Genomic DNA, 22,177 nt, shown 5'->3' with positions numbered 1-22,177 from the left:
TGACGAAGCTAAGAGAAATTAAACATTAATTAAAAATATGTTCAGTAAGTCGTCAGGGGTTTCGGCCGAAAGGGGCAGAACTTTAGCGCTGTGTAGCAATTTATAGTCACAAGAGCCGCCGCCAGTCATGGCGCGTCGGAGGCCAGGTGTTATCGGCAGCGCTGTCAGGAGGCGTCGATGGGGGAGGGCCAGGTGCCGTTGTTCATGAGTGCGTCGAATGCCTCGGTCATGTCGGTGGCCGGGTAGGGATAGTCGTGACGCACCCACCATAACCAGAGTCCGATAAGCGCGCCCACAAAGCAGCGCACTGCCACTTCGCCGCGTAGTTCGTCCGATTGATAAAAGCCTTGCTTGCGGTAATGTTCGCGAACCTGAATGAGCAGGACGTTTTCCAGGTGGGCGAGGATGACGGTCTGGGAAGGGCTGTTGAAAAACGAGGTTGTGAGGGAGGCATGCCGCTCGGTGGCTATGAACAGCCAGGTCGACGCATCCAGTACAACGCGCTTATGTCCTGATACATGCACCATCCGGGTAGTCGGTGTGCCGATGCTCTCGTAACCGGCAACCAGAAGATCTTCTTTGTCACGGAAGTGAGCGTAGAAGGTTGATCGCGCAACCCCGGCGCGCTCGAACAACTCCTGCACGGTTATATCTCTGAAGTCCTTTTCCAGTGCCAGTCGGTACATGGAATCGAGCAGCCGCTCCCGCGTACGCCGGGCTCTCGCCTTGTGGCGATCACCGGTTTGATCTTCATCGTTGCTGTGTTCCGGGGGGGCTGTCAAAGGCGCGTTCCTGCTGGTCTCTTAAGCGATAGGGTCTCGCGAAATGAGGCTCAGGTCCGAGACTCACACAGGCGGCGTGGGCCGGGCAAGTTAAACCCTATTGCGGATTCTGTATTAGAAATCGAACGAATGTAGGATTCCGTCTGTTGTGGCGCAAATTGGCGCGGCTCTACACTCATCTGTGCCGTCAACAAAAACCGGATAATAATAATGAGTACCGATAGCGTGACCAACGCGACACCGTCCCATGTGCCTGCTCATCTAGTCCAGAATTTCGACCTTTGGGGTGCGCTTACCGCCCAGGGCGAAAACGCCTATGCCTGGGCCGCCAAGTTGCATGAGAGCATGCCACCCATTTTCTGGGTGCCGAGCCTTGGGTTTCTGCCCGGCACCTGGATTCCACGCCGCTCGGAAGACCTGCGGCGCATCCTCCAGGATCCCGAGACCTTCAGCAGCGCAGGCTTGACGCCGTATCCCATGCTGCTGGGCGAAAGCTGGCGCCTAGCGCCGCTTGAAGTCGATCCGCCGGACCATGCCAAGTACCGTGCCTTGCTGAATCCGCTGTTCACGCCAAAAAAAGTCAATGCGTTGGAGCAGGACATCCGCCAGTTGGCGACCCAACTTATAGATGGCATCGCTCAGACAGGGCGCTGCGACTTCAATGAAGACTTTGCCAAGCCGTTCCCAACGTTGATTTTTCTAAAGCTGATGGGCTGGCCGCTGGAGCACCGGCCGCTGTTCCAGCACTGGACCCAGACGCTGATCAAGAGCTCGGATTCCCAGGTGGTCACGGACAATGCACACGAAATTACTGGTTGGATTCGGGCACGCATCGCCGAATGCCGGACCAATCCCGGCGATGATTTCACCAGCTACCTGCTGGCCAGTCAGATTGACGGCCGGCCGCTGACCGATGACGAAATGCTCGGCATCAACTTTCTGATATTCATCGGTGGGCTGGATACTGTTACCTCGACGATCGGACTGTTTTTTCGCCATCTGGCGCGTAATCCAGAGCAGCAGGCGCAACTGCGCACCGACCCCACGCTGATTCCAGATGCGGTGGAAGAGATGCTGCGTTCCTATTCCATCGTCAATATGCGCCGTACCGTTACTCGGGATGTGCAAATCGGCGAGGCGACGATGAAAAAGGGCGACATCGTGTTGATCAGTACCGAGTTGGCCAACCTCGATCCCGAGGTGTTCGACCAGCCGGAAAAGGTCGACTTCCTGCGTAGCGCCGGGCATACACCACACATGGCTTTCTCGTATGGCGTGCACCGCTGTGTAGGGTCGCACCTGGCCCGTCGCGAACTGCGTATAGCGCTAGAACTCTGGCTGACCAAGGTGCCACCGTTCCGCATCGCAACCGGTACCAAGCCGCGCTTCAACGCCTTCGGCATATTCGGTATGGAAGAGCTGCATCTGGAATGGGATGTGAAAGAAGCCAAATGAAAATCATCGTCGACAACAAGGCCTGTGCCGGACACGCGCGCTGCAATGAGGTCGCGCCGGGGCTTTATGAACTCGATGACAACGGCTACATCAGTACCGATGGATTCGACGTAGAGGTCGGGCAGCAGGCCCTTGCCCGGCGCGGCGCCAAGGCTTGCCCCGAGCGGGTGATCCACATCGTAGATGAACCTGCAAACCCCCCAGGCAACGGACTGAATAAAGGACAGGAGCAATGAACATGAAACAAAGCTACGACTACATCATCGTTGGAGCGGGGTCGGCCGGCTGCGTAATGGCGAACCGGCTCTCGACCGACCCCTGTGTCTCGGTGTTGCTGATCGAGAGCGGTCCGGAGCACACCAGCCCCTTGATTGCCATGCCGCGAGGCATAGGCAAGCTGCTCATGCCCGGCAACCCGCACGTTTGGGATTATCAGGCATCACGGGGAGAGGGCATGGCCACAGAATTGTGGCTGAAGGGTAAGGCTATTGGCGGCTCCAGCTCGGTGAATGGCATGGTTTACGTGCGTGGCGCACCCGCCGACTACGACGCCTGGGAGGCGCAGGGATGTACCGGCTGGGGTTGGCAGGATATGGGCCGGCAATTTGTCGCCATGGAAGATCACCAGCTTGGCAGTTCCGAGTGGCGGGGTGTGGGCGGACCATTGAAGGTGACTGTGCACCCCCCGGGCGATGAGTTGTGCGATGCGATCATCGATGCTGTCGCTCATATCGGTACGGCGACCGTCGCGGATACCAATCATGTGGACTCGGTGACGCGAGGCGGGTTCGGCTATCAGCCGCAAAACACTTGGAAGGGGCAACGCTTCAGCGCCGCCAAGGCGTTTCTCGACCCGGTACGTACGCGGCCCAATCTGACTGTGATGACGAGCACTAATGTACAGCGCATCAAGTTCGAGGGGCGCCGCGCCATCGCGGTCCAGGTGCGTGGAAAGGAAGGCGAACGCCGTATCCGCTGCCAGCGTGAAGTGCTGCTTTGTGCCGGCGCGATCGAGTCGCCGAAGTTATTGCAGCTGTCCGGCATAGGCCCTGCCCACTTGCTGCAATCGCTGGGGATTCCGGTCATCCAGAACGCCCCGGACGTGGGGCGCAATCTGCGTGAGCACGTCTATATAGCCGCGCAGTTCCGGGTCACCCGGGGCAGCTTCAACCATTGCTTCGCCGGATTGGGATTAGCCCGCTCGGTGCTGAGTTATTTTCTCGGCAAGAAAGGCCCCATGACCCACGCTGCACACGAAGCAGGGGGCTTCGTAAAAACCCGGCCTGGACTGGAGCGTCCCGATGCGCAGATCGGGGTGAGCCTGTTCTCAATGGATGGCGACGGCAAGACCGTGGCGATTGATAAACAGCCGGGGATAACCCTTGGCGGGTATTTCATGCACCCGCAGAGCCAGGGAGAGATACGCATCGAGTCGGCCGACCCGGCGGTGCCGCCAAGAATCGTCGCCAATTACCTCAGCGCCGAAGCGGACCAGACGGCAGCGATCTCGCTGCTGAAATGGATCCGTAAGCTGGCGGCGCAACCGTCACTCAGGCCTTTCCTGGTAGAAGAGCTGACGCCCGGTTCGCAGGTGCAGAGTGACGAAGAAATGCTTGCCTCCTTTCGCCGCTTTGGCCAGACCGCGTTTCACGTGGCAGGCACCTGCCGCATGGGCGCTGACGAGCACGCCGTGCTGGACCCCGAGCTCAGGGTGCGCGGGGTTGACGGCCTGCGGGTGATAGATACATCGATCATGCCCGCGCTGGTATCGGGCAACACCAACGCGCCGGCCATGGCTATCGCCATGCGTGCGGCGGAAATCATCGCTGGTGCGAATCAGCAAGGAGCGAACGCAGCATGACTATCCCATTTACCCACCTGAACAAATTCTACATAAACGGCCGCTGGGAAGCGGGTAGCGAAGGCGCTGAAGCGATCATCAACCCGGCCACTGAAGAGGTGATTGGCCATGCCCCGGTTGGTAACTTGGCGGCTGCCGAGGCGGCAATTGCAGCCGCCCGCGAGGCCTTTGATCACGGTCCATGGCCCTGGCTGAGCATGGCCGAGCGGGCGGGGTACATGCGGCGCATGCACGCGGCGCTGGTAAGCCGGCGGGAACAGATCGCTGCGCTTATTGTGGCCGAAGTCGGCTGTTCGCAAATGGTCACCCAGGCCATGCAGGTAGATATGCCGCTCGGGCATGTCCTGAAGGCCATCGACCGATCCCTGGTGACCGAGGCCCGGCAGATCCCGGTCGAAGCGGTGCCCAATCCGATGAACCCTGGTGGCCCGATGATCCTGGGAAGCGGCAGCATTGAGCGCGAACCGGTTGGCGTGGTGTCGGGAATTACTGGCTACAATTTTCCCTTCCTGCTGAATCTGGCCAAGGTCTTTCCGGCGCTGCTGGCAGGCAACACCCTGGTGCTCAAGCCGTCACCCTTTACGCCTTACTCGGCCTTGCTGTTCGGCGAGATTGCCGAGGAAATAGGTTTGCCCGAAGGGGTATTGAATATCGTCACCGGTGGTGTCGAGGTGGGCAGCCTGCTGAGCAGCGATCCGCGGGTGGACTTGGTATCGTTTACCGGCTCGGAGGCGGTCGGCATCAGCATCATGACCCAGGCAGCTGCCACCTTGAAGCGGGTGCATTTGGAGCTGGGCGGCAAGTCCGCGCTGATCGTACGAGCCGATGCCGACATTCAGACGGCTGCCATGGGCGCCGTCGCCGGGCTGATGATCAATGCGGGGCAGGGCTGTGCGCTACTGACGCGTTTTGTGGTGCACAACTCGGTCCGCGAGCAGTTTGTGCAATGCGCTCGTGCCGTTGGCGGCCAGTTCAAGGTGGGTGATCCGGCGGATCCGAGCGTGATGATGGGGCCGCTGATTCGAGAGTCGCAGCGCGCCAAAGTCGAAGGCCTCATTGCCAGTGGGCTTGAGCAAGGCGCAAAGTTGGTCTGCGGGGGCGGTCGTCCGGCCGGCCAGGAGAAAGGTTTTTTTGTCGACATCACTCTGTTTGATGACGTCACCAATGACATGACCATCGCCCAGGAAGAGGTCTTCGGTCCGGTTGGCGTAGTGATCGGTTTCGACACCGACGAAGAGGCTATCGCCATTGCCAATGATTCACGATTTGGGCTCAACGGCGGAGTAATGACCGCCGATGCCGCCGTTGCGTACAAGATGGCCAGGCGCATCCGTGCCGGCAGCGTCTACCTTAACGGGGGTGGCGGAACCATGCCCTACGCGCCTATTGGCGGCTTCAAGCGCTCAGGTATAGGTCGTGAGTTCGGACCTGACTGGCTCAATGAGTTCACCGAAGAAAAATCCATCATCTATCCCATCGGGCGCTGAACCCTCGACGAGCCCTGGCGCGGTGAGCATCGACCATCGAGCGACCGAGCCAGGGCAGGCTGTGTACATACCAACAACAACTACAACAAGGTTCGTAGGAGACACCATGCATAAGGTATTCGGCGCAACTCTGCTCGCTGCCACCCTGGCTTTGGGCGGCTGCAATAGTGATGACAACGATGACAGCAAGGAGGACGAGCGCCGCGCGGAGGTGCCGAATATTGAAGCGGCTACCGGCGGCGCGGGGCAGGCGGCTCTGGCCGCAGACCTGCAGTTTGCGATGGACAGTGTTGGCTACAGTGAACAGGAGTTCATCCTCTCTGGGACTGCTGTTTCTTACCTGCCAAAGGGTGGGCAGTCGCTCGGTACGGATGGGCAGTGGGACGTCGAGAAGAATGACAGCGCGGCTTATGTCACGCGGGCGGTTGTCTACCAGCCACTGGATGCCGAAGCGTTCAATGGCACTGTAATCGTCGAGTGGATGAACGTGACCAGCGGGAGCGATTCCAGCCCGGTCTGGACCTATACGCACAACGAGTTGATTCGCGAAGGCTATGCACTGATCAGCCTGTCCGCGCAGGCAGCGGGGGTGGCCAGCACCAAAACGATGGATCCCGAGCGATATGCCAATCTGCTGCACCCTGGGGACAACTATTCGTACGATATTTTCTCGCAAGCTGGGCAGGCTGTGCGGGATCATGCTGATGTTCTGCTGAATGGACTGCAACCCAAGCGGGTGCTGGCGGCAGGGGAGTCGCAATCCGCCTACCGGCTGGTCTCCTATGCCAACGCTGTCCACCCGTTGGTGACTGTCTATGATGGTTACCTGCTGCAAAGCCGCCTGGCCAATGCCGCGCCGCTGGCCACAGCCGATGACGTCTCCGGTTCGACGGAAATTCGCTCTGACCTCGGCGTACCGGTGCTGATGTTCCAGTCGGAAACCGATGTCAACGAGGTGACGCGCCAGGCCGATACCTCCACGTACCGGCTCTGGGAAGTCGCCGGAACGGCTCACTTTGACGTATACGGCGGCGGCATCGGATTGATTGATACGGGCGATGAAGAGGGCGCAGTACTCGCCCTTGAAGCACTGCTCGACCCGCCGAGCACGGTGTTCGGATTCATCAACTGCGACAAACCAATCAATGCCGGTCCGATGAGTTTTGTGCTGAGCGCCGCGGTGCATGCACTCAATGAATGGGTCACAACCGGTACGCCACCGGCTTCGGCAGAAATCTTGCAGGCTACCGACTTTACGCTCTATAGCCCTGGCTATGCGCGAGATGCACAGGGCAATGCCCTGGGTGGCATCCGCACGCCCTTTGTCGACGTGCCGCTAGCGGCATTGAGTGGCACGGGTAACACCGGGGGCGAAGGCTTTTGCTTGCTATTCGGAACTACCGAGCCGCTCAGAGCGGGTGAGCTCGACACCTTGTATCCGACGCAGCAGGCCTTCGTAACGGCGTGGACTACGGCTACCGAGGCGGCGGTGGACAGGGGCCATATTCGTCCTGTGGATGGGCAAGCCCTTATCGATGCGGCGGCCCGGGTGCAGATTCTGCCCTGAGATGTACGCTTCATCACGTGCCGATATGCGGCACGTGATGAGGTAAATTAAACATAAAAGTACTTTATGTATGTATTAAGAATATCGCCGTAAAGAAGGTTTTATGTACGTTTACTCGCTAATTTTAAAGGAGTTATCCGTTGAGTGGGTGCAGGTGCTACGCTGCAGCTCACTGATTAAAGGGAAAATAATGGTGATTCATCAACTAAAAATTTACAAAAATGAATTTTTTGTTCATTATCTTCCTATAGCTGAGCCTGACAAAGAGGATAAGAGTATGAGTTCAGATAAGGTTGTTTTCCGTGCCGTTGCTGATCGCGGTCGCTGCTGTGGGTATGGCTTATGCGCTTCGATCTGTCCAGAAGTTTACAAGCTTGATGCCGATGGCCTGGTCTACTTTGAAGACGACAAAGTAACGCCCGAGTTGGAAGAGGCGGCGCGTGAAGGTGCCGAAGCCTGTCCTGCCGAGGCCCTATGGCTGGAAGAAATCAAACCCTGAGCATCGTACTCTCCAGCAAATAATAAAATATTTTGACGAGGTAGATTGCTATGGGACGTCTGGAAGGCAAGGTTGCGCTCATCACCGGAACGGGCGGTGGGCAAGGCAGGGTTGCAGCGCTGCGTTTTGCCCGTGAGGGTGCGATCGTGGTTGGCTGTGATACCAACGAAGCCGAAAACAAGGTGACGGCTGAACTGCTGTCTCAGGAAGGGTTCACTCTCTACGGGTACGCGCCGGTCGATCTTGGCGACCATGAGCAGGCCAAGGCCTGGGTCGAGTCTGCCGTAGCCGAACATGGCCGGATTGACGTTCTGTATAACAACGCATCTGCTGCACGTTTTGCGCCGGTTCAGGATATGACCATCGAAGACTGGCACTTCACTATTCGCAACGAAGTGGATCTGATCTTCTACACCACCAAGTACGCCTGGAATCATCTGGCGGAACGCAAGGGGGTGATTCTGAATGTATCGTCCACCGCTGCCTGGGGTGGCTCCAAAGTAGCCGGTATCTCGGCGCATTCGGCAGCCAAGGGAGCCGTGGTTTCCTTTACCCGCCAACTCGCCGTCGAAGGCGCGCCCGCGGGCATTCGTGCGATCAGTATCAGTCCTGGTTTTGTCGCCACGCCGGGTACCGCCGCGTTCATGGAAAACCCGGTAGCGCGTGCCGCGCTGCTCGACGGCGTGCTGATGGACAGGCCCGGACAGCCCGAAGAGGTTGTCTCGCTGGCCGTTTACCTGGCATCCGATGAGGCGTCCTTCATCACCGGATCGGATATCGTCATTGATGGTGGATTGCTGGCTATATAAGCCATCCACCGGCATCTGATAGAACGAGGAAAAGCAGATGGATATTATTGGACTGGGTTACATGGGCTTTGAAGCCACTGACCTTGAGGCCTGGCGCGACTATGGCCCGTCGGTAATGGGTTTTGCGATAGGCCAAAACCCGGAGAGCGATCCGGGTTCGTTGTATTTTCGTATCGATGATCGCCGCCACCGTTTTGCTTTCCACCCTGGCAAAGTTGACCGGCTGGCCTACATCGGTTGGGAAGCCAAAGGGCGGATGGAGTTCAAGGCAGCCTGCCAGACATTTAGCGATGCTGGCGTGGAGTTTACCGTCGGCGACGCGGAGCTGTGCGAGAAGCGCGGCGTCAAGGAGCTGATCCGTTTCTTTGACCCGGTCGGCTTTCGGCATGAGCTGTTCTACGGGCAGAAATGGCTTCCCGATTCTTTTGTGCCTGGGCGCCGCCATGGCGGTTACTTGGCCGACAAGAGAGGCCTTGGCCACGTCGTGCTGATGACTCCCGAGTTTCCGCCGGAACTGGAACATTTCCTTATCAATATCATGGGCTTTCACTGGTACGGTTCGGGCGCGGGCAAGGGCAAGACCGGCTTTTTCCGCTCCAAGCTCAACACCTCCACCAGCCATGATATTGCCTACGGACACGCTCCGGGCCGTATGGGGATTCAACACGTCGGCATGTTCGTCGGCAGCCTGCGTGATGTGGGCGAGACCTACGATATCGTGAAGAAGCGCGAGCTGCAGATGATGATGACACTGGGTCAGCATTCCCAGGACCCACATGTTTCGTTCTACCACTTTAATCCGTCAGGCTTCGCCTTTGAGTGCATCGCTGAAAGTGAACCATGGCATGACGATGGGTTCGAGCTGAATCCGGAGAAGATGAGCGTGTGGGGCCACGAGCTGGTGGGCCCGATTCTGGGGCCTAGCGTCAAAACCCCGGAAGAGGTTGGCGATCCGGAATTCACCGCCAAGAAGGGCTAGAAATGCGCCTGGCTCGGGTAGAAGATGCGACGGGAGCGCGGTTCTGGGTTCTTTTGCATCCTGATACCGGCACCGGCCAGCGCATCAATGCCCCGTTCTCCCATTGGGCAGGCAAGGTCAACACCGGCAGTATTGCGGCGCTCGATCTGTCGGCCACAACGCTCGAGTCAGATACGTTTCGCCTGGTAGCGCCCGTTGAGCCCGGCGCCCGTATATTCGGGGTCGGGCTCAATTATTTGTCGCACCTGACTCGCCTGGGCAGTGCCGCGCCTCCTCATCCTCTTGCCTATATCAAACCGGACTCTGCGATTGTCGATCCCCACGGGGCGATTTCCTATCCAGCGATGACGGGCGAGCTGGATTATGAGATCGAGCTGGTGGCGGTGATTGGCAAGCCGCTTGGCGACGCCGTTGCAGCGTCGTCCTGCGTGATGGGTTATACCGTCGGCAACGATATCAGCGCGCGAGATGCGGGCCGTGCGCTGGGGCGGCTGGATCTGTTCACCCAGAAAGGCATGGATGGCACGACACCGGTCGGGCCATGGATTGCCACGCTTGATCAGCTGGGCGGCGGTGGTCAGCCGCAGCTGGATATGCGCATGACCATCAACGGCGAGGTTCGCCAGCAGGACAACACCCGGGAGATGATCTTCGCGGTCGATGAGCTACTGAATTACCTTGACGCGCGCATCACCCTGCGGCCGGGGGACCTGGTGTTCACGGGATCGACACACGGAGTTGGGCTGGAGACCGGACGTTTTCTCCAGTCTGGCGATGTATTGGAGGCACACATCGAAGGCGTCGGGATACTGCGAAATGAAGTGGGCCCACAGCGTATCCTTGCCACAGCACGACAATCGGGACGGCTGGGTCATCCCGCTACTTAGCTTTGCGCCCCAGTCCCCTGACAAGAGGCAACCATGAATCAAGGGGCAACCTGGTATCCGTTGAAGCACCGTCAGTTTCGTATGTTCTGGAGCGCGGGCGCTGTCATCAATCTTGCTATCTGGATGCAGACCGTAGGTGCGGCCTGGATCATGGCCGGACTCACTGAGTCTGCCTGGATGGTGTCGCTGGTGCAGACCGCCATGACGCTGCCAGTGTTTCTGTTCGGCCTGCCGGGCGGCGTGATCGCGGATCTGGTGAATCGCAAGTACTGGCTGCTCTTCACCCAGTCGGTGATGTTGGTTGCCGCTACCGCTCTGTTTGTGCTGGTCTCCACCGGCGGCCTGAACGCCTGGTCTCTGTTGTCGCTGACGTTCTTGCTGGGCACGGGAAGTGCGCTCAGCATGTCGGCGTGGATGGCCGTGATCCTCACACTGGTTCCGCGTGAAATTGTGCCCGCGGCGGTCGCGCTCAATGCGATTTCGACAAACGTCGCTCGGGCGTTGGGCCCTGCCATAGCCGGTCTGCTGATCGCCGTAGCAGGTCAGGCTTCGATGTTCCTCTTGATCGCCTGCTGTTTCGCGGGTGTGATCCTGTTTCTGCTTGGCTGGCGCTCCTCTCGAGTCATCGACGTACTGCCTCCGGAAACCTTTTTGGGCGGTATGCGCAGTGGCCTACGTTATATTCGCCATTCGGTGTCGTTGATCAGTTCGCTCAAGCAGGTATTCATCTTTACCAGCTGCGCCAGCGCGCTCTGGGCGTTACTGCCGCTGATCGCCAAGGATCAGCTTCAGATGGATGCTGGCGGGTATGGCCTGTTGATGGGCGCCCTGGGTGCGGGAGCCGTCATCGCAGCGGTAAATCTGACCCGTCTGTACCGTCTCTTTGCACTGCGCAAAGTGGTTGTAGCGGGTGCCATTGCCTTCGCTGTGGTCACGGCCGCGGTATCGCTGACCGATGTCGTCTGGTTGGTCTGGCTGTTTCTGGTCATCGCCGGGATTGCCTGGATGGCGGTGAACGCCACGGTCGCTACCATTGTGCAGACCTGTGCGGCGGACTGGGTTAGAGCCAGGGTCGCTTCGGTGTATCTGCTCATGTATATGGGAGCGATGGCGGTAGGTGGGGCGGTGTGGGGCTTGATCGCGGATTATATGGGTACGACCAACGCTCTGTTGCTCGCCGCTGCGTGTATCGTTTTGGGATTATGGTTCACGCGCAACGGTATTTTCGTACTGGGTAGCGAAGCCGATTACCGAAGCGTTCCGCAGACAGACAAACTCGAGGTGGCGAGAGAAATCAGTCACTCCGATGGCCCGGTCTCCGTCGAAATTAGCTACCGGGTACCGGCCGGTAATCAGCACGAGTTCATCAAGTGCGCCTACGCCGTGGGCAAGTCGCGACGTCGAAACGGGGCGCGCAACTGGCGGCTCTACCGCGACCTGGCTGATCCGGACCGCTTTGTGGAACGCTTTATAGTAGAGTCCTGGTTGGGATATCTTCGGCAAAGGGATCGAATTACTCAGGCCGACCAGACTATGGACAAAGAGCTGGGGCGCTATGTGGTCGAGTCTGATTCAACCAGACGCTACATCCACCAGCCAAATGCCAACCCTGAATGGCAGTAAAAATTCGATTAAAAAATGCAATTCTTGATATAGAATGGTCGGCAGGCCATTATAAGGGCGTAAATCTGGAATCCCGTGATCCCTGCGCCGAAGAGGAACCTTAAAAATGGATGCTGAAGTCAATATCAATGACAAAAACGCGGCCAAGTCGTCCTTGGTTACCGTGAAGCCGGTAGTCAATGCTGTTCGCATTCTCCGTTTTCTCAGCCAGGCTGCTGCTCCAGAGCGCTCCGTGGATATCGCAAGGAAGCTGGATATCAACCCGAGCACTTGTTTCAACATTCTCAGAACCCTAGTCACGGAAGATATGGTTGATTTCAGTCCCATGTCAAAGCGTTACTCGGCCGGGTTGGGCTTGGCCCGCCTGGTTGAGCAGTTCGTGACCCAAGGGCAGAAGGTTCAGTTGGCTAAGCCGCTGCTGGAGAGCTTCGCTGCGCGCTCGAAGGTGACCGTCACCTTGTGGCGGCGCATGGGTCTCGACCGAATTGTCATTGTCAGTTCCGCAGCCTGCCCTACCGACGTGCGGATCGATATGAGCGAGGGCCAGCGGCTACCGATCCTGATGGGTGCCAGCGGGCGCTTGTATGCTTCTCAGCTCGACCTTGATCAGCCGCAGTCCAAGGCCATTTTTGACAAGATTCGCTGGGGCGGCACGCTGTCCTATGAAGAATATCGCGATCAGGTGAGGGATGCGTCCAAGCGGGGCTGGGCGATCGACGATGGCAATTTCTCGATTGGTATCCTGGCTGTGGCAGCACCGGTTTATTCTCCATCCGATACGATCGAATTCACGGTTTCAGCCGTCATGTTCCGCGGGCAGCGTGATGAGACAGGAATCGCAGAGCTGGGTCAGTCGCTTCGCAACTTGTGCGATGAGTTGAGAAGCGTGTTGTTCTGACCCTCAGTCGCGCACCAGCAACAGACTGCCGCCAAGCGGGCCGCCCCCGGCGGCTGTAACCGCTACGTTGTGGTCGGCAACCTGACGTTTGTCGGCGCGACCCCACAGCTGCAGACAAGCCTCATGCACGTACCCCAGACCATGGGTTCGCCCTCCCGACAGCTGACCGCCATTGGTGTTCAGGGGGAGTTCGCCATCCAGCGCGATACGCTGCCCACCTTCGACAAAGCGCCCGCTTTCCCCTACAGGACAAAGACCCAGGGCTTCCAGCCAGATCATGGTCAGTATGGAGAAGCCATCGTAAAGCTGGGCGGAGCCGACGTCCTTGGGTTTCAGGTCGGTACGCGACCACATCATGCGACCTACATCGAACGCAGCGCCCTGGGTAAGCGAAATCTGATCCCATGACCAAGGCTGGTTCAGGGCTGCACCCATGGCTTCGATCCGGATGGGCGGGTTGCGTCCGTCTTTTGCGACATCACGCCGTGACAGGACTATCGCTGTCGAAGCATCACAATGTACATCGCAATCGAACATGCGCAGCGGCGTGGAAATCATCCGTGATTCCATATAGTTGTCCATGCTCATTGGCGTTCGATAAACAGCCTTGGGGTTGAGCTGGGCATTGCGCCGGCAGGTGAGAGCGATTTGCGCCAGCTGTTCCGAGGTCGTGCCGTAATCGTGGAAATGCCGCTGTGCGTACATCGCCATCAGATTCACGGCCGAGAGCACATTGAAGGGTGTATACCATTGCCAGGCAAAGCTACTGTCCCGCCCCTGGGTTTTGTTGGTCAGGGCTGAGGCTTGCTTGTTGTGCTGCCGAGTGGAGGATTCTGTGATAGTACGGAAAACCAGCACATTGCGGCACATGCCGCTGGCTATCGCCATTACGCCGTTGATCATCCCGGCGAGAGGGCCAGGCCCCTCATAGCCGCCGCCAAACCAGTTCACGTTCAAGCCAAGCGCGTTCTTCAGCGCATTGGGCCCGACGGGAGAAAAGCTGTCGCCGTTGTTGTTGTCGCCTGGCCAGCAAGCTACGCCATCGATGTCGTCCCGGGTCAGCCCCGCGTCCGCAATGGCTTCAAGGCAGGCATTAGCGGTCAGGCGCATAGCCGACAGCTGCGAAGGGCGGCCAACTTCGGATTGGCCGATACCGGTGATGGCGACATCTTTTTCATACAGACGGTCAAACATGCTCAATCCTTAACAAATAGTGGAAGCCACACATCGTCTTCCTGCTGGAAGTGCACTCTAACGGGCATCCCTATATGGACGTCTGTCACTGGAATTCCTTCGATATTGCTGACAAAGCGAAGATCGGTCTGCTCCTCCAGTTCCACGATGGCAATGACAAAGGGTTCCTGCAGTTCGGGTGTCCAGGGCTGATGGTTGATCGTGAAGCTGGCCACCTGGCCCTTGCCCGATACGGCCTGCGGACCCACTTCAAAACTGTTGCAAGCAGGGCAAACGGGGCTGGGGGGGTGGAAATAACGACTACAGACGCTGCAGCGGTGGATAAGCAGCTCGTTGTTTTCACCGCCTTGCCAAAAGGCGCGATTGTCACCGGTGAGGGCTGGCAGCTTTCTCGGCATCGAATAGATCCTGTCTCAACAACCTAGGTAGCGTCAGGTTAGCATTTGTACATATATTAAAAAAGTGTTCTAATTTAATTGTACTGGGCCTCTCACTGGCTCATCCTAATAAGACTAGCTTGCGGAGGACCTCCGATGACTCTTTCCCTGCAAGGCCGCGCTGTGATCGTCACAGGCGGCTTTGGTGTGCTCGGTAGCGCGCTGACCAGATTGTTGCTTGAGCGGGGCGCCCAAGTAGCGGCCCTGGATCTGAATGAGGTGCCTGCCTCGTTGGTTGCTACCGCTGATTTTCTCCCCCTGGGCAAGGTCAATCTGACCGAAACGACTTCTGCAGAACAAGCGATGACCCGGGTGGTCGATACGTTTGGCCATATAGATGCGGTCGTCAATGTCGCCGGCGGCTTCGCCTGGGAAACCTTTGAATCAGGATCCCTGGACACCTGGGATCGGCTGTATCAGATGAACGTGCGTACCGCCATCGTCAGTACCAAGGCAGCGCTGCCGCATATCCTGAGCGCGGGCAATGGTCGAGTAGTCAACGTCAGCGCTTTGGCTGCCAACAAAGCCGGACCGGGCGTGTCTGCCTATGCAGCTTCCAAGGCGGGTGTGGCGCGCTTTACCGAGTCGCTCGCCGAAGAGCTGAAACAGCGCGATGTGACGGTCAATGCGGTGATGCCAAGCATCATCGATACCCCGACCAATCGGGCTGACATGCCTGATCAGGATTTTACCGCCTGGGTGACACCCGAAGCGTTATCTGTCGTTATTGCCTTTTTACTGTCTGCCGAAGGGCAGGTCATTACCGGTGCCTGCCTGCCAGTGAGTGGGCGAGTATGAATGACTTAATGGGCTGGAGATTGCTGTCATGAGGTTGGTCACTTTTGTAAATAGCGAAGGCCTGGAGCTGGCTGGCGCCCTGATCGAGCAGGATCAGTCGGTGCTCGACCTGCAACAGGCTTACACCGAGCTCCACGGTGGACGGGCCGCTCCGCTGGCCAGCGTTCTGGCGCTAGCCGAAGCTGGGGAAGATGGTATGGAGCTCGCCCGGAATCTGGTTGCCAAGGCGCCATCTACCGCTGTGCAGGAGCGAGCCTCGGTGCGGCTTCGGGCACCTATTCAGCCGCCGCCACAAATGCGTGATTTCTCCTGTTTTGAGTTGCATCTGCGTCAGAGCTTTGCTGCTGCTCGGCGCTTTCGTGCCATGCGTACGCCAGATCCTGAGGCGACACTCAAGGCCATGAACACCAGTGCCGATGACCGTGTCATCGACACGTTCAACCGCCAACCTATCTACTACAAGTGCAACCGCTTTGCCGTGGTAGGTGTGGACGATCAGTTCGAGTGGCCTGCCTACAGCAAGGCGCTGGATTTCGAGCTTGAATTTGGCTGCTACATCGGCAAGCGCGGCAAAGACATCACACGCGAAAACGCCAGACAACATATCTTCGGCTACACGATCTTCAACGACATCAGTGCGCGCGATGCTCAGGCCAAGGAGATGAGCGGGATGTTGGGGCCGGCGAAGGGGAAGGATTTCGATACTGCCAATATTATGGGCCCCTGTCTGGTCACGGCTGATGAGCTTGAAGATCCCTATGATCTGAATATGATCGCCCGGGTAAACGGAGAGGAGTGGGGCCGCGGCAACACCCGCGACATGCGCTGGCAGTTCGAAGATGTGATAGCGCATGTTTCTCAGTCCGAGACGCTGCACAGCGGGGAGTTTCTGGGGTCAGGCACGGTGGGGAATGGCTGTGGTCTGGAGCAGTTACGCTATCTGAAGCCTGGCGATGTGGTTGAGCTCGAAATCGACGGAATCGGCATGCTGCGGACTCAGGTGGGAGAGAAGGGTAATCCGTTCTAAAAGAACAGCAGAATTCTGGCCAAGACTACAATTGAAATGATACAGATCAATAAAATCTGTTCACAAATTCGTTTCAATGTGATCTGCTTGGCAATGAAGCGAAACTTTATCAGAGATTCAATAAATTGATGTTTAGCGCGGCCTGATAAGACCCCTAATAAAACTGGAGGCGAACATGCTTACTAAAACCAGCCAGGTGCTTTCTGATGGCACCAAGATTTCCGACCTGATTTATCCTGACACTCGTGAAGTGCAGATGCGCGTGCTATCGGACCCGGAAATCTATCAGATGGAAATGGAAAAGATTTTCGGGAAGACCTGGGTATTGCTAGGTCACGAATCCGAGATTCCCAATGTCAACGATTTCATGGTTCGCGATATAGGGGGCGACTCTGTCATTGTTACACGCGACAAAAACAATGACATTCACGTATCCCTTAATGTCTGTCCGCACCGGGGCATGCGCGTGGCGCTGACCGACTGTGGTAATGCCCAGATCCACAAGTGCATCTATCACGGCTGGGCTTTCCGCCCGAACGGCGACTTTATCGGCTCCCCTGTGAAGCGTGAGTGCATGCACGGCAGCATTCTTCCAGAATCCGAGCTTGGCCTGAAAAAAGCCCGCTCAGTCCTCTATGGCGGCTTGATCTTCGCGACCTGGAATATTGACGGTCCTTCGTTCGACGAGTTTCTCGGCGATGCCAAGTGGTACTACGACATTCTCTTCCTGCGCAGCGACAAAGGCATGGAAGTGCTTGGGCCACCGCAGCGTTTCATAGTCAATGCCAATTGGAAGACCGCTGGCGAGCAGTCAGCTGCAGACGGTTTCCACACGCTGACGCTGCACCGCTGGCTTGGTGAGGTAGGTAACTACGCCAAGAAGGGCGACGCCGCTGCGGAAGAGAGCGATGAGCCGGATCTGACCCCCGAAATGTACGGCGTCGAGATAAGTTCTCCCCACGGCCACGCGCTGCGCTGTATTGACCAGGCGCGCAAGATCCGTCGCCTGACCGGTCTGGAGCCTGACGATCTGAGCATTCAGGAAAAGCTCAATGCATTGCCGCCAGCCGGCATGACCAAGGACATGGTCGAGCAGTTGGCACGCAACCTGTCGGAGGATCAGCTCAAAGTTCTGACCACGATGCCCCCGCAGGTTGGCGGAATGTTCCCGAATATCCTGTTTGGTTTCGTCTATATCCCGCAACCAGATGGTTCGGTTGTTGGCTCGATGACGTTGCACACCTACATCCCCCGAGGCCCGAACAAGCTGGAGTTCTGCAACTGGATCTTCGCTGAAAAGGACGCGCCGGAAGAGCTGCGCGAGAAGATGCTCAAACAGACCATCCAACTGTTCGGCACCTCCGGCATGGTCGAGCAGGACGATTCGGATACCTGGCCGCACATGACGCTGTCAGCCAAGGGCGCCATGGGCAAGCACATGACCTTGAAGTATCAGGCCGTGTATGAAACAGGCAAGCCTGAAGGCTGGCCCGGACCGGGAATCGTCAATGAAGGGTTTACCAAGGACGATACTCAATGGCACTGGTGGCTCTACTGGAACGAGCTGATGAGCGCTGAATAAACCATTCTCCAGATTATAAGAACAGGAGTTTCTCATGCAGCAGGTTCAAGAAAAAAGCGCCGAAGCCCCCCAGGGTCAGGCTGTTCCGGTCGGATCGGCGGAATACAACGCCATTCTTACCTTTCTATATGAAGAAGCGGCCCTGCTCGATCAGCTTCGGCTGAACGAGTGGGGCGCGCGACTGGCGACGGATCTGGTCTACACCGCACCGTTGCGTCACACCCGGCTGGGCGTCGATCATGCGAAAAGCTTTGTTCGCACCGTCATGCACTTTCATGACGATTATCGCTCGGTAATGGGTCGGATCCTGCGCCTATCGGGCAAAAGCGCCTGGGCGGAAGATCCGCCGTCGCGTACTCGTCGACTGGTAACCAATGTAATGGTTCGGGAAACGGCCAAAAGCGATGAGTTCGAGGTGGTTAGCTATTTGCTGATGACTCGCAGCCGCTTCAGCGAGTCCCATGTCGATGTGATCAGTTGCGAGCGCAGGGACGTAATTCGCCGGGAGGTGGATGGCAGTTTCAAACTGGCTAAGCGTGAAGCTTTGCTGGATCAGTCCGTTTTGGGAACCGCCAACCTGGCCGTGTTCCTGTAAGAGTTTGGTTGGGTGCGGTCACACCCAGCCATGCGGAGGATGAAGCCCGCCTTGAAAAAGGCGGGCTTTGTTCTGTCTGACGGTGGAGTTTGAGCGGTAATATCTCTGATTGCCCTGCTTAAAGCTGCTGAACCGGAAGATTCGGCTCCTTGCCCGCAAACCAGTCCTGATCGCTGGCGCACAGGGCGCGGGGGCGATCAGTAAAATCTAGCGTCGAGCCCTTCATGCGCAGGGCGTGCGCGGCTCGAACCGGCTGCTGGGCATAGCACAGGCTGGTCTCCCTCGCATGTTGCATCACGTCCAGATCATATTCACGCCCACGGGAAATCGTCGTGCATCGCCTTAACAGTAGGGCGGCTTCCGCGTCCTCTGGATCCAGCGTCTTGATCGCCCAGCCCGCCATGCCCTGATTCAAATCGACACCGCTATAGGGCGCCGGCTGTTCTATGAGGGTGCCTTTGATCTGCCACTGCAGACACGGCCGGCCATCGCGCAAAAGGACGGGCGATGTGCGTCCGTCAACCCGTGTCGGGATTTCTACATCGTAGGTACGGTGCTCGTTCCGCCTCGCCGCAGCGGCAATAGCCAGGCCTGCAAGGTCCAGCATGTGCGTACACTGATGCCTGCCATCCGTGGCCCTGGTTACACTGTGGGCGACCTCTGACAACTGCATGCCGATCAGGTCTTGCAGGGGCTTGGCTGCCCCGGGGCAGGCCGTATAGGGAAAGCGGACTGCGTAGCCGTGAATAGCCGTGACGATTCCCTGGTGATGGCGGATGCTGACCCTGAAATGATGGAAATCATCCTCCAGCGCTGCGCGAATTTCCCCGTCTTTCTGGGTATGAATCTCTACTCGTCGTCGGAAAAGCATATGGATAGCCTTAAGCAAGCAGGATGGATTTAGGTAGGAAAGGCGTCTATAATATGAACATTAACAAAAAAAGTGTCTATTAAAAAGGCTGCAGATATGAGACTGCTTGAAAACAAAGTCGGGCTAATAACAGGTGCTGGTGGTGGTATTGGTGAAGGCGTGGCCCGTTATTTCGCCAAACAGGCCGCTGCGGTGGTGGTAGCAGAGCTGAACGAAACAATGGGCGAAGCCGTTGCTGCCGACATACGCGCGCAGGGCGGTCAGGCCATCTTCTTCAAGACAGACGTATCGAGCAAAGAAAATATCTCTGCCGCTGTTCAGGCTGCAGTGGATGAGTTCGGGGCGCTCGATATCCTGGTCAACAATGCCTTCGCCCCGACGCCCAATGTTCTGATGGAAGACAAGACTGACGAGATGCTGCAGCAGACTCTCGACACCACCGTCTGGGCCGCCTGGTGGGCGATGCGCGCCGCTCTGCCACACATGCGTAAACGCGGGGGCGGCTCGGTGATCAACTTCTATTCGATCGACACCGAGATCGGTGCCTGGCTGCATGCCGATTACAATACTGCCAAGTCCGCAATCATAGGGCTTACTCGCAGTGCGGCCGCCGAGTGGGGCCGTTTCAATATCAGGGTAAATGCCATTGCCCCCACTGCGATGGGCGCAACTTTTCACAAGCTTGCAGCAGAAAATCCCGGTTTCGCCGAACGCTCTGCATCGATGCGCCCGCTGGGTCGCTGCGGCGAGCCTGAAGCGGATATCGGTCCGGTTGTGGCCTTTCTTGGCTCGGAAATGTCCCGCTTTATCACTGGCGAGACCATCCATGTGGACGGCGGGCTGCATTTGCCCGGCTACAACTCCAGGCCTGCCGATATTCTGGTAAAGGAATACTGAAGTCGTTTCATCACGGAAAATCAGCCGAGGTCCGCAGCCTCACCAGCACTTGTTGGCGGGCTTTTTGCTGTAGGGTCCTAAGATGGGTTCTTCCTGGGAGTGTCGAGCATCAGCTCGATACTCAAGGGCTGCCAGCCAGCGCGGTATCCTCAGGAGCCATCAACCACCCGCAAGCGCGCGGTGATTGATGGCTTTAGCCCACTCAGCGCTTCTTGACGCTGATATCGGTGTCTTCCAGATCCCAGGTGTTGGCTGTCTTGCCTTCATCCCTTAGCTCGTACTTGAGCACGCGCCCCTGAGGGTTTTTGGGGAGCGTGTCGCGGAACTCAATATAGCGAGGCAGTGCGTAGTAGGGGACGGCATCGGTTGCCCAGTGGAACAGCTCTTCTTCGGTCAGTAACGCGCCTTCGTGCAGGATAGCAGTGACTTTTACATCGTCTTCGCCTTTGTCCGACAGCACCGCATGAACCGCCACCTCGGATATCGCTGGGTGAACGGCAAAGGCCGATTCCATCTCGAAGCTTGAAATGTTCTCGCCTCGACGGCGCAGGTAATCTTTCTTGCGATCTACAAAAAAGAAGAAACCGTCCTCATCGAATTTGCCGATGTCACCGGTATGAAACCACATGTTGTTCATAAGCTTGAGGGTAGCTTCCGGTCGCTGCCAGTAGCCTTGAAACATGATGTCGGGACGCAGAGGGCGGACCACGATCTCGCCAGCTACGTTGGCCGGCAGTTCCTGGTCATTGTCATCCACGATGCGCACGTCAAAATCAGAAATACGTTTTCCCGACGAGCCCGGCTTGGCGTATTCACCAGCGGCCAATGAAGTGATTACACACGCTTCAGTCAACCCGTAACCATTGCCGCCCACCAGGGGAGTACCGAACCGGGTGCGCCAGATTTCCTTGGTTTCCTCGGTGTAAGGGTTGCCTCGGGCAGTATGAATCTGACCGAAGCAGCGTTTCATGGATTCGTTGTCAGGGGCCTGGGCGAGCAAACCGCCCATGCCGCCGAGGATAGACGCGATGGTTGCACCACTGCGCTCTACTTCAGGCCAGAAATTGGAAACCGAGAAGCGGGGCAGTATTGCTGCACGTGCGCCCACAAGAATGCTTGCGATGATGGTCACGCACAGGGCATTCATATGGAACAGGGGCAGGGGAGTAATTGTCACATCATTTTCATTGGCTGGTCCCGAACGCAATTGCAGGCGCGCCAGGTTGCACATGAAGTTGTAACTGACCATGCAGCCCTTGGACGGTCCGGTAGTGCCGGAGGTGTAGATCAGACAGGCAAGATCGGAGGGGGCGGGCTTGTCTTCGATCACGGTCGTGTCCGTACCGCGGTGTTCATCTAGGGGCGCAACGGGCACTGTGCAATCCACTGCCGATTCCAATGATCCGCGATGAAGGACGCGCTTCAATACGGTGAGCTGGCCGCTGATGGCAGCAACACGGTCCATGTAACCAGCTTCGCATATGAGGAGCTGCGTGTCCGCATCTGCAATCTGGTGCCGCAGGAACTCACCGCGTAGCGCGGTATTGATGGGTACGCTCACTGCGCGGAGCTTGTTGACGGCGAGCCAGCACACGACAGCGTCAATGTTGTTGTCCAACATGGTGACTACTGTAGCGCCGCGTGTTACACCCAGGGAAGCCAAAGAATGCGCCAGTTTGGTAGAAAGAGAGTCAACTTCTCGGAAAGTGTATAAATCTCCACTGAAATCGAGCAGAACTCGGTCTGGATGCCTTGCAACTGCACGATCCAAAGCTGCAATAGCTGTGTCTTGTTCTCCCACGAACCAGGTTTCGGGATTGCCAGTACCGCTCATACGCATCTCCTTCCAATGCGGCTCCAGGCGGGAGCCAGACAGCTTTATTTTTGATAGAGAATGGCATTCTATATCTTATTTTTTCTGTTGTCTCT

21 protein-coding genes are annotated in these 22,177 nt (G+C 57.5%); 16 read left to right on the top strand and 5 right to left on the bottom strand.

What is annotated here, in order from left to right; translation table 11 throughout:
• Window positions 1–164: 164 nt before the first annotated feature.
• The gene (locus BLU11_RS15260; protein WP_231702215.1) at window positions 165–782 is read right to left on the bottom strand and encodes a TetR/AcrR family transcriptional regulator; all 618 of its coding nucleotides are present in this window, start codon (window positions 780–782) and stop codon (window positions 165–167) included.
• Between the two features lie 210 nt (window positions 783–992).
• On the opposite strand from BLU11_RS15260, the gene BLU11_RS15255 reads away from it, so the two are divergent.
• The 11 genes from BLU11_RS15255 to BLU11_RS15205 all read left to right on the top strand — a co-directional run bounded on the left by BLU11_RS15255 (window position 993) and on the right by BLU11_RS15205 (window position 12,847).
• Window positions 993–2,237: a cytochrome P450 gene (locus BLU11_RS15255; protein WP_090274835.1), complete on the top strand. Its 1,245-nt coding sequence runs from the start codon at window positions 993–995 to the stop codon at window positions 2,235–2,237.
• Window positions 2,234–2,473, top strand: a complete 240-nt coding sequence (locus BLU11_RS15250; RefSeq protein WP_090274834.1) for a ferredoxin — start codon at window positions 2,234–2,236, stop codon at window positions 2,471–2,473. Before BLU11_RS15255 ends, BLU11_RS15250 begins: the two co-directional genes overlap by 4 nt.
• Before the next feature lie 2 nt (window positions 2,474–2,475).
• A complete protein-coding gene (locus BLU11_RS15245; RefSeq protein WP_090274833.1) occupies window positions 2,476–4,098 on the top strand; it encodes a GMC family oxidoreductase in 1,623 nt (540 codons plus the stop codon).
• Complete coding sequence (locus BLU11_RS15240) at window positions 4,095–5,585, top strand: aldehyde dehydrogenase family protein (protein WP_090274830.1); 1,491 nt, start codon at window positions 4,095–4,097, stop codon at window positions 5,583–5,585. Before BLU11_RS15245 ends, BLU11_RS15240 begins: the two co-directional genes overlap by 4 nt.
• A gap of 106 nt (window positions 5,586–5,691) precedes the next feature.
• Window positions 5,692–7,152, top strand: a complete 1,461-nt coding sequence (locus BLU11_RS15235; protein ID WP_197674208.1) for an alpha/beta hydrolase domain-containing protein — start codon at window positions 5,692–5,694, stop codon at window positions 7,150–7,152.
• 277 nt (window positions 7,153–7,429) lie between these two features.
• A complete protein-coding gene (locus tag BLU11_RS15230; RefSeq protein WP_090276560.1) occupies window positions 7,430–7,651 on the top strand; it encodes a ferredoxin in 222 nt (73 codons plus the stop codon).
• Between the two features lie 50 nt (window positions 7,652–7,701).
• Window positions 7,702–8,460, top strand: a complete 759-nt coding sequence (locus BLU11_RS15225) for an SDR family NAD(P)-dependent oxidoreductase (RefSeq protein WP_090274827.1) — start codon at window positions 7,702–7,704, stop codon at window positions 8,458–8,460.
• Between the two features lie 37 nt (window positions 8,461–8,497).
• Window positions 8,498–9,439 carry a VOC family protein gene (locus BLU11_RS15220; protein ID WP_090274825.1) on the top strand — a complete coding sequence of 314 codons (942 nt, stop codon included), beginning with the start codon at window positions 8,498–8,500 and terminating at the stop codon, window positions 9,437–9,439.
• A 2-nt stretch (window positions 9,440–9,441) separates the two neighbouring features.
• Window positions 9,442–10,326, top strand: a complete 885-nt coding sequence (locus BLU11_RS15215) for a fumarylacetoacetate hydrolase family protein (RefSeq protein WP_090274823.1) — start codon at window positions 9,442–9,444, stop codon at window positions 10,324–10,326.
• A 33-nt stretch (window positions 10,327–10,359) separates the two neighbouring features.
• Window positions 10,360–11,949, top strand: a complete 1,590-nt coding sequence (locus BLU11_RS15210; RefSeq protein WP_090274821.1) for an MFS transporter — start codon at window positions 10,360–10,362, stop codon at window positions 11,947–11,949.
• Window positions 11,950–12,055: 106 nt separating this feature from the next.
• Window positions 12,056–12,847, top strand: a complete 792-nt coding sequence (locus tag BLU11_RS15205; RefSeq protein ID WP_090274819.1) for an IclR family transcriptional regulator — start codon at window positions 12,056–12,058, stop codon at window positions 12,845–12,847.
• Between the two features lie 3 nt (window positions 12,848–12,850).
• Here BLU11_RS15205 and BLU11_RS15200 read toward each other — a convergent pair whose 3' ends face one another.
• Window positions 12,851–14,041, bottom strand: coding sequence for a thiolase family protein (locus BLU11_RS15200; protein ID WP_090274817.1), 1,191 nt, complete (start codon window positions 14,039–14,041; stop codon window positions 12,851–12,853).
• A gap of 2 nt (window positions 14,042–14,043) precedes the next feature.
• Window positions 14,044–14,439, bottom strand: coding sequence for a Zn-ribbon domain-containing OB-fold protein (locus BLU11_RS15195; RefSeq protein WP_090274814.1), 396 nt, complete (start codon window positions 14,437–14,439; stop codon window positions 14,044–14,046).
• A 135-nt stretch (window positions 14,440–14,574) separates the two neighbouring features.
• On the opposite strand from BLU11_RS15195, the gene BLU11_RS15190 reads away from it, so the two are divergent.
• The 4 genes from BLU11_RS15190 (at window position 14,575) to BLU11_RS15175 (ending at window position 18,480) form a co-directional block, all read left to right on the top strand.
• Complete coding sequence (locus BLU11_RS15190) at window positions 14,575–15,276, top strand: SDR family NAD(P)-dependent oxidoreductase (protein WP_090274812.1); 702 nt, start codon at window positions 14,575–14,577, stop codon at window positions 15,274–15,276.
• Window positions 15,277–15,304: 28 nt separating this feature from the next.
• Window positions 15,305–16,303, top strand: coding sequence for a fumarylacetoacetate hydrolase family protein (locus BLU11_RS15185; RefSeq protein ID WP_090274810.1), 999 nt, complete (start codon window positions 15,305–15,307; stop codon window positions 16,301–16,303).
• 175 nt (window positions 16,304–16,478) lie between these two features.
• A complete protein-coding gene (locus tag BLU11_RS15180; RefSeq protein ID WP_090274808.1) occupies window positions 16,479–17,885 on the top strand; it encodes an aromatic ring-hydroxylating dioxygenase subunit alpha in 1,407 nt (468 codons plus the stop codon).
• Window positions 17,886–17,919: 34 nt separating this feature from the next.
• Complete coding sequence (locus BLU11_RS15175) at window positions 17,920–18,480, top strand: aromatic-ring-hydroxylating dioxygenase subunit beta (protein ID WP_090274806.1); 561 nt, start codon at window positions 17,920–17,922, stop codon at window positions 18,478–18,480.
• 118 nt (window positions 18,481–18,598) lie between these two features.
• Here the strand turns inward: BLU11_RS15175 and BLU11_RS15170 are convergent, their stop codons facing one another.
• Window positions 18,599–19,351, bottom strand: a complete 753-nt coding sequence (locus tag BLU11_RS15170; protein ID WP_090274804.1) for a DUF2889 domain-containing protein — start codon at window positions 19,349–19,351, stop codon at window positions 18,599–18,601.
• A 96-nt stretch (window positions 19,352–19,447) separates the two neighbouring features.
• Between BLU11_RS15170 and BLU11_RS15165 the strand changes: the two genes are divergently transcribed.
• Window positions 19,448–20,248, top strand: coding sequence for an SDR family NAD(P)-dependent oxidoreductase (locus BLU11_RS15165; RefSeq protein WP_090274802.1), 801 nt, complete (start codon window positions 19,448–19,450; stop codon window positions 20,246–20,248).
• A 202-nt stretch (window positions 20,249–20,450) separates the two neighbouring features.
• Here the strand turns inward: BLU11_RS15165 and BLU11_RS15160 are convergent, their stop codons facing one another.
• Window positions 20,451–22,082 carry an ATP-dependent acyl-CoA ligase gene (locus tag BLU11_RS15160; RefSeq protein WP_090274799.1) on the bottom strand — a complete coding sequence of 544 codons (1,632 nt, stop codon included), beginning with the start codon at window positions 22,080–22,082 and terminating at the stop codon, window positions 20,451–20,453.
• Window positions 22,083–22,177 lie beyond the last annotated feature (95 nt).

Source organism: Halopseudomonas litoralis, from assembly GCF_900105005.1.
In the GTDB taxonomy this organism is placed as follows: Bacteria; Pseudomonadota; Gammaproteobacteria; order Pseudomonadales; family Pseudomonadaceae; genus Halopseudomonas; species Halopseudomonas litoralis.
This window is presented reverse-complemented; position numbering and strand designations above follow the sequence as displayed.

Bases quoted from the DNA above. Each gene is read 5' to 3' on its own strand.
- BLU11_RS15255 (WP_090274835.1), top strand. From the start codon at position 993: ATGAGTACCGATAGCGTGACCAACGCGACACCGTCCCATGTGCCTGCT.
- BLU11_RS15250 (WP_090274834.1), top strand. From the start codon at position 2,234: ATGAAAATCATCGTCGACAACAAGGCCTGTGCCGGACACGCGCGCTGC.
- BLU11_RS15245 (WP_090274833.1), top strand. From the start codon at position 2,476: ATGAAACAAAGCTACGACTACATCATCGTTGGAGCGGGGTCGGCCGGC.
- BLU11_RS15240 (WP_090274830.1), top strand. From the start codon at position 4,095: ATGACTATCCCATTTACCCACCTGAACAAATTCTACATAAACGGCCGC.
- BLU11_RS15235 (WP_197674208.1), top strand. From the start codon at position 5,692: ATGCATAAGGTATTCGGCGCAACTCTGCTCGCTGCCACCCTGGCTTTG.
- BLU11_RS15230 (WP_090276560.1), top strand. From the start codon at position 7,430: ATGAGTTCAGATAAGGTTGTTTTCCGTGCCGTTGCTGATCGCGGTCGC.
- BLU11_RS15225 (WP_090274827.1), top strand. From the start codon at position 7,702: ATGGGACGTCTGGAAGGCAAGGTTGCGCTCATCACCGGAACGGGCGGT.
- BLU11_RS15220 (WP_090274825.1), top strand. From the start codon at position 8,498: ATGGATATTATTGGACTGGGTTACATGGGCTTTGAAGCCACTGACCTT.
- BLU11_RS15215 (WP_090274823.1), top strand. From the start codon at position 9,442: ATGCGCCTGGCTCGGGTAGAAGATGCGACGGGAGCGCGGTTCTGGGTT.
- BLU11_RS15210 (WP_090274821.1), top strand. From the start codon at position 10,360: ATGAATCAAGGGGCAACCTGGTATCCGTTGAAGCACCGTCAGTTTCGT.
- BLU11_RS15205 (WP_090274819.1), top strand. From the start codon at position 12,056: ATGGATGCTGAAGTCAATATCAATGACAAAAACGCGGCCAAGTCGTCC.
- BLU11_RS15200 (WP_090274817.1), bottom strand. From the start codon at position 14,041: ATGTTTGACCGTCTGTATGAAAAAGATGTCGCCATCACCGGTATCGGC.
- BLU11_RS15195 (WP_090274814.1), bottom strand. From the start codon at position 14,439: ATGCCGAGAAAGCTGCCAGCCCTCACCGGTGACAATCGCGCCTTTTGG.
- BLU11_RS15190 (WP_090274812.1), top strand. From the start codon at position 14,575: ATGACTCTTTCCCTGCAAGGCCGCGCTGTGATCGTCACAGGCGGCTTT.
- BLU11_RS15185 (WP_090274810.1), top strand. From the start codon at position 15,305: ATGAGGTTGGTCACTTTTGTAAATAGCGAAGGCCTGGAGCTGGCTGGC.
- BLU11_RS15180 (WP_090274808.1), top strand. From the start codon at position 16,479: ATGCTTACTAAAACCAGCCAGGTGCTTTCTGATGGCACCAAGATTTCC.
- BLU11_RS15175 (WP_090274806.1), top strand. From the start codon at position 17,920: ATGCAGCAGGTTCAAGAAAAAAGCGCCGAAGCCCCCCAGGGTCAGGCT.
- BLU11_RS15170 (WP_090274804.1), bottom strand. From the start codon at position 19,351: ATGCTTTTCCGACGACGAGTAGAGATTCATACCCAGAAAGACGGGGAA.
- BLU11_RS15165 (WP_090274802.1), top strand. From the start codon at position 19,448: ATGAGACTGCTTGAAAACAAAGTCGGGCTAATAACAGGTGCTGGTGGT.
- BLU11_RS15160 (WP_090274799.1), bottom strand. From the start codon at position 22,082: ATGAGCGGTACTGGCAATCCCGAAACCTGGTTCGTGGGAGAACAAGAC.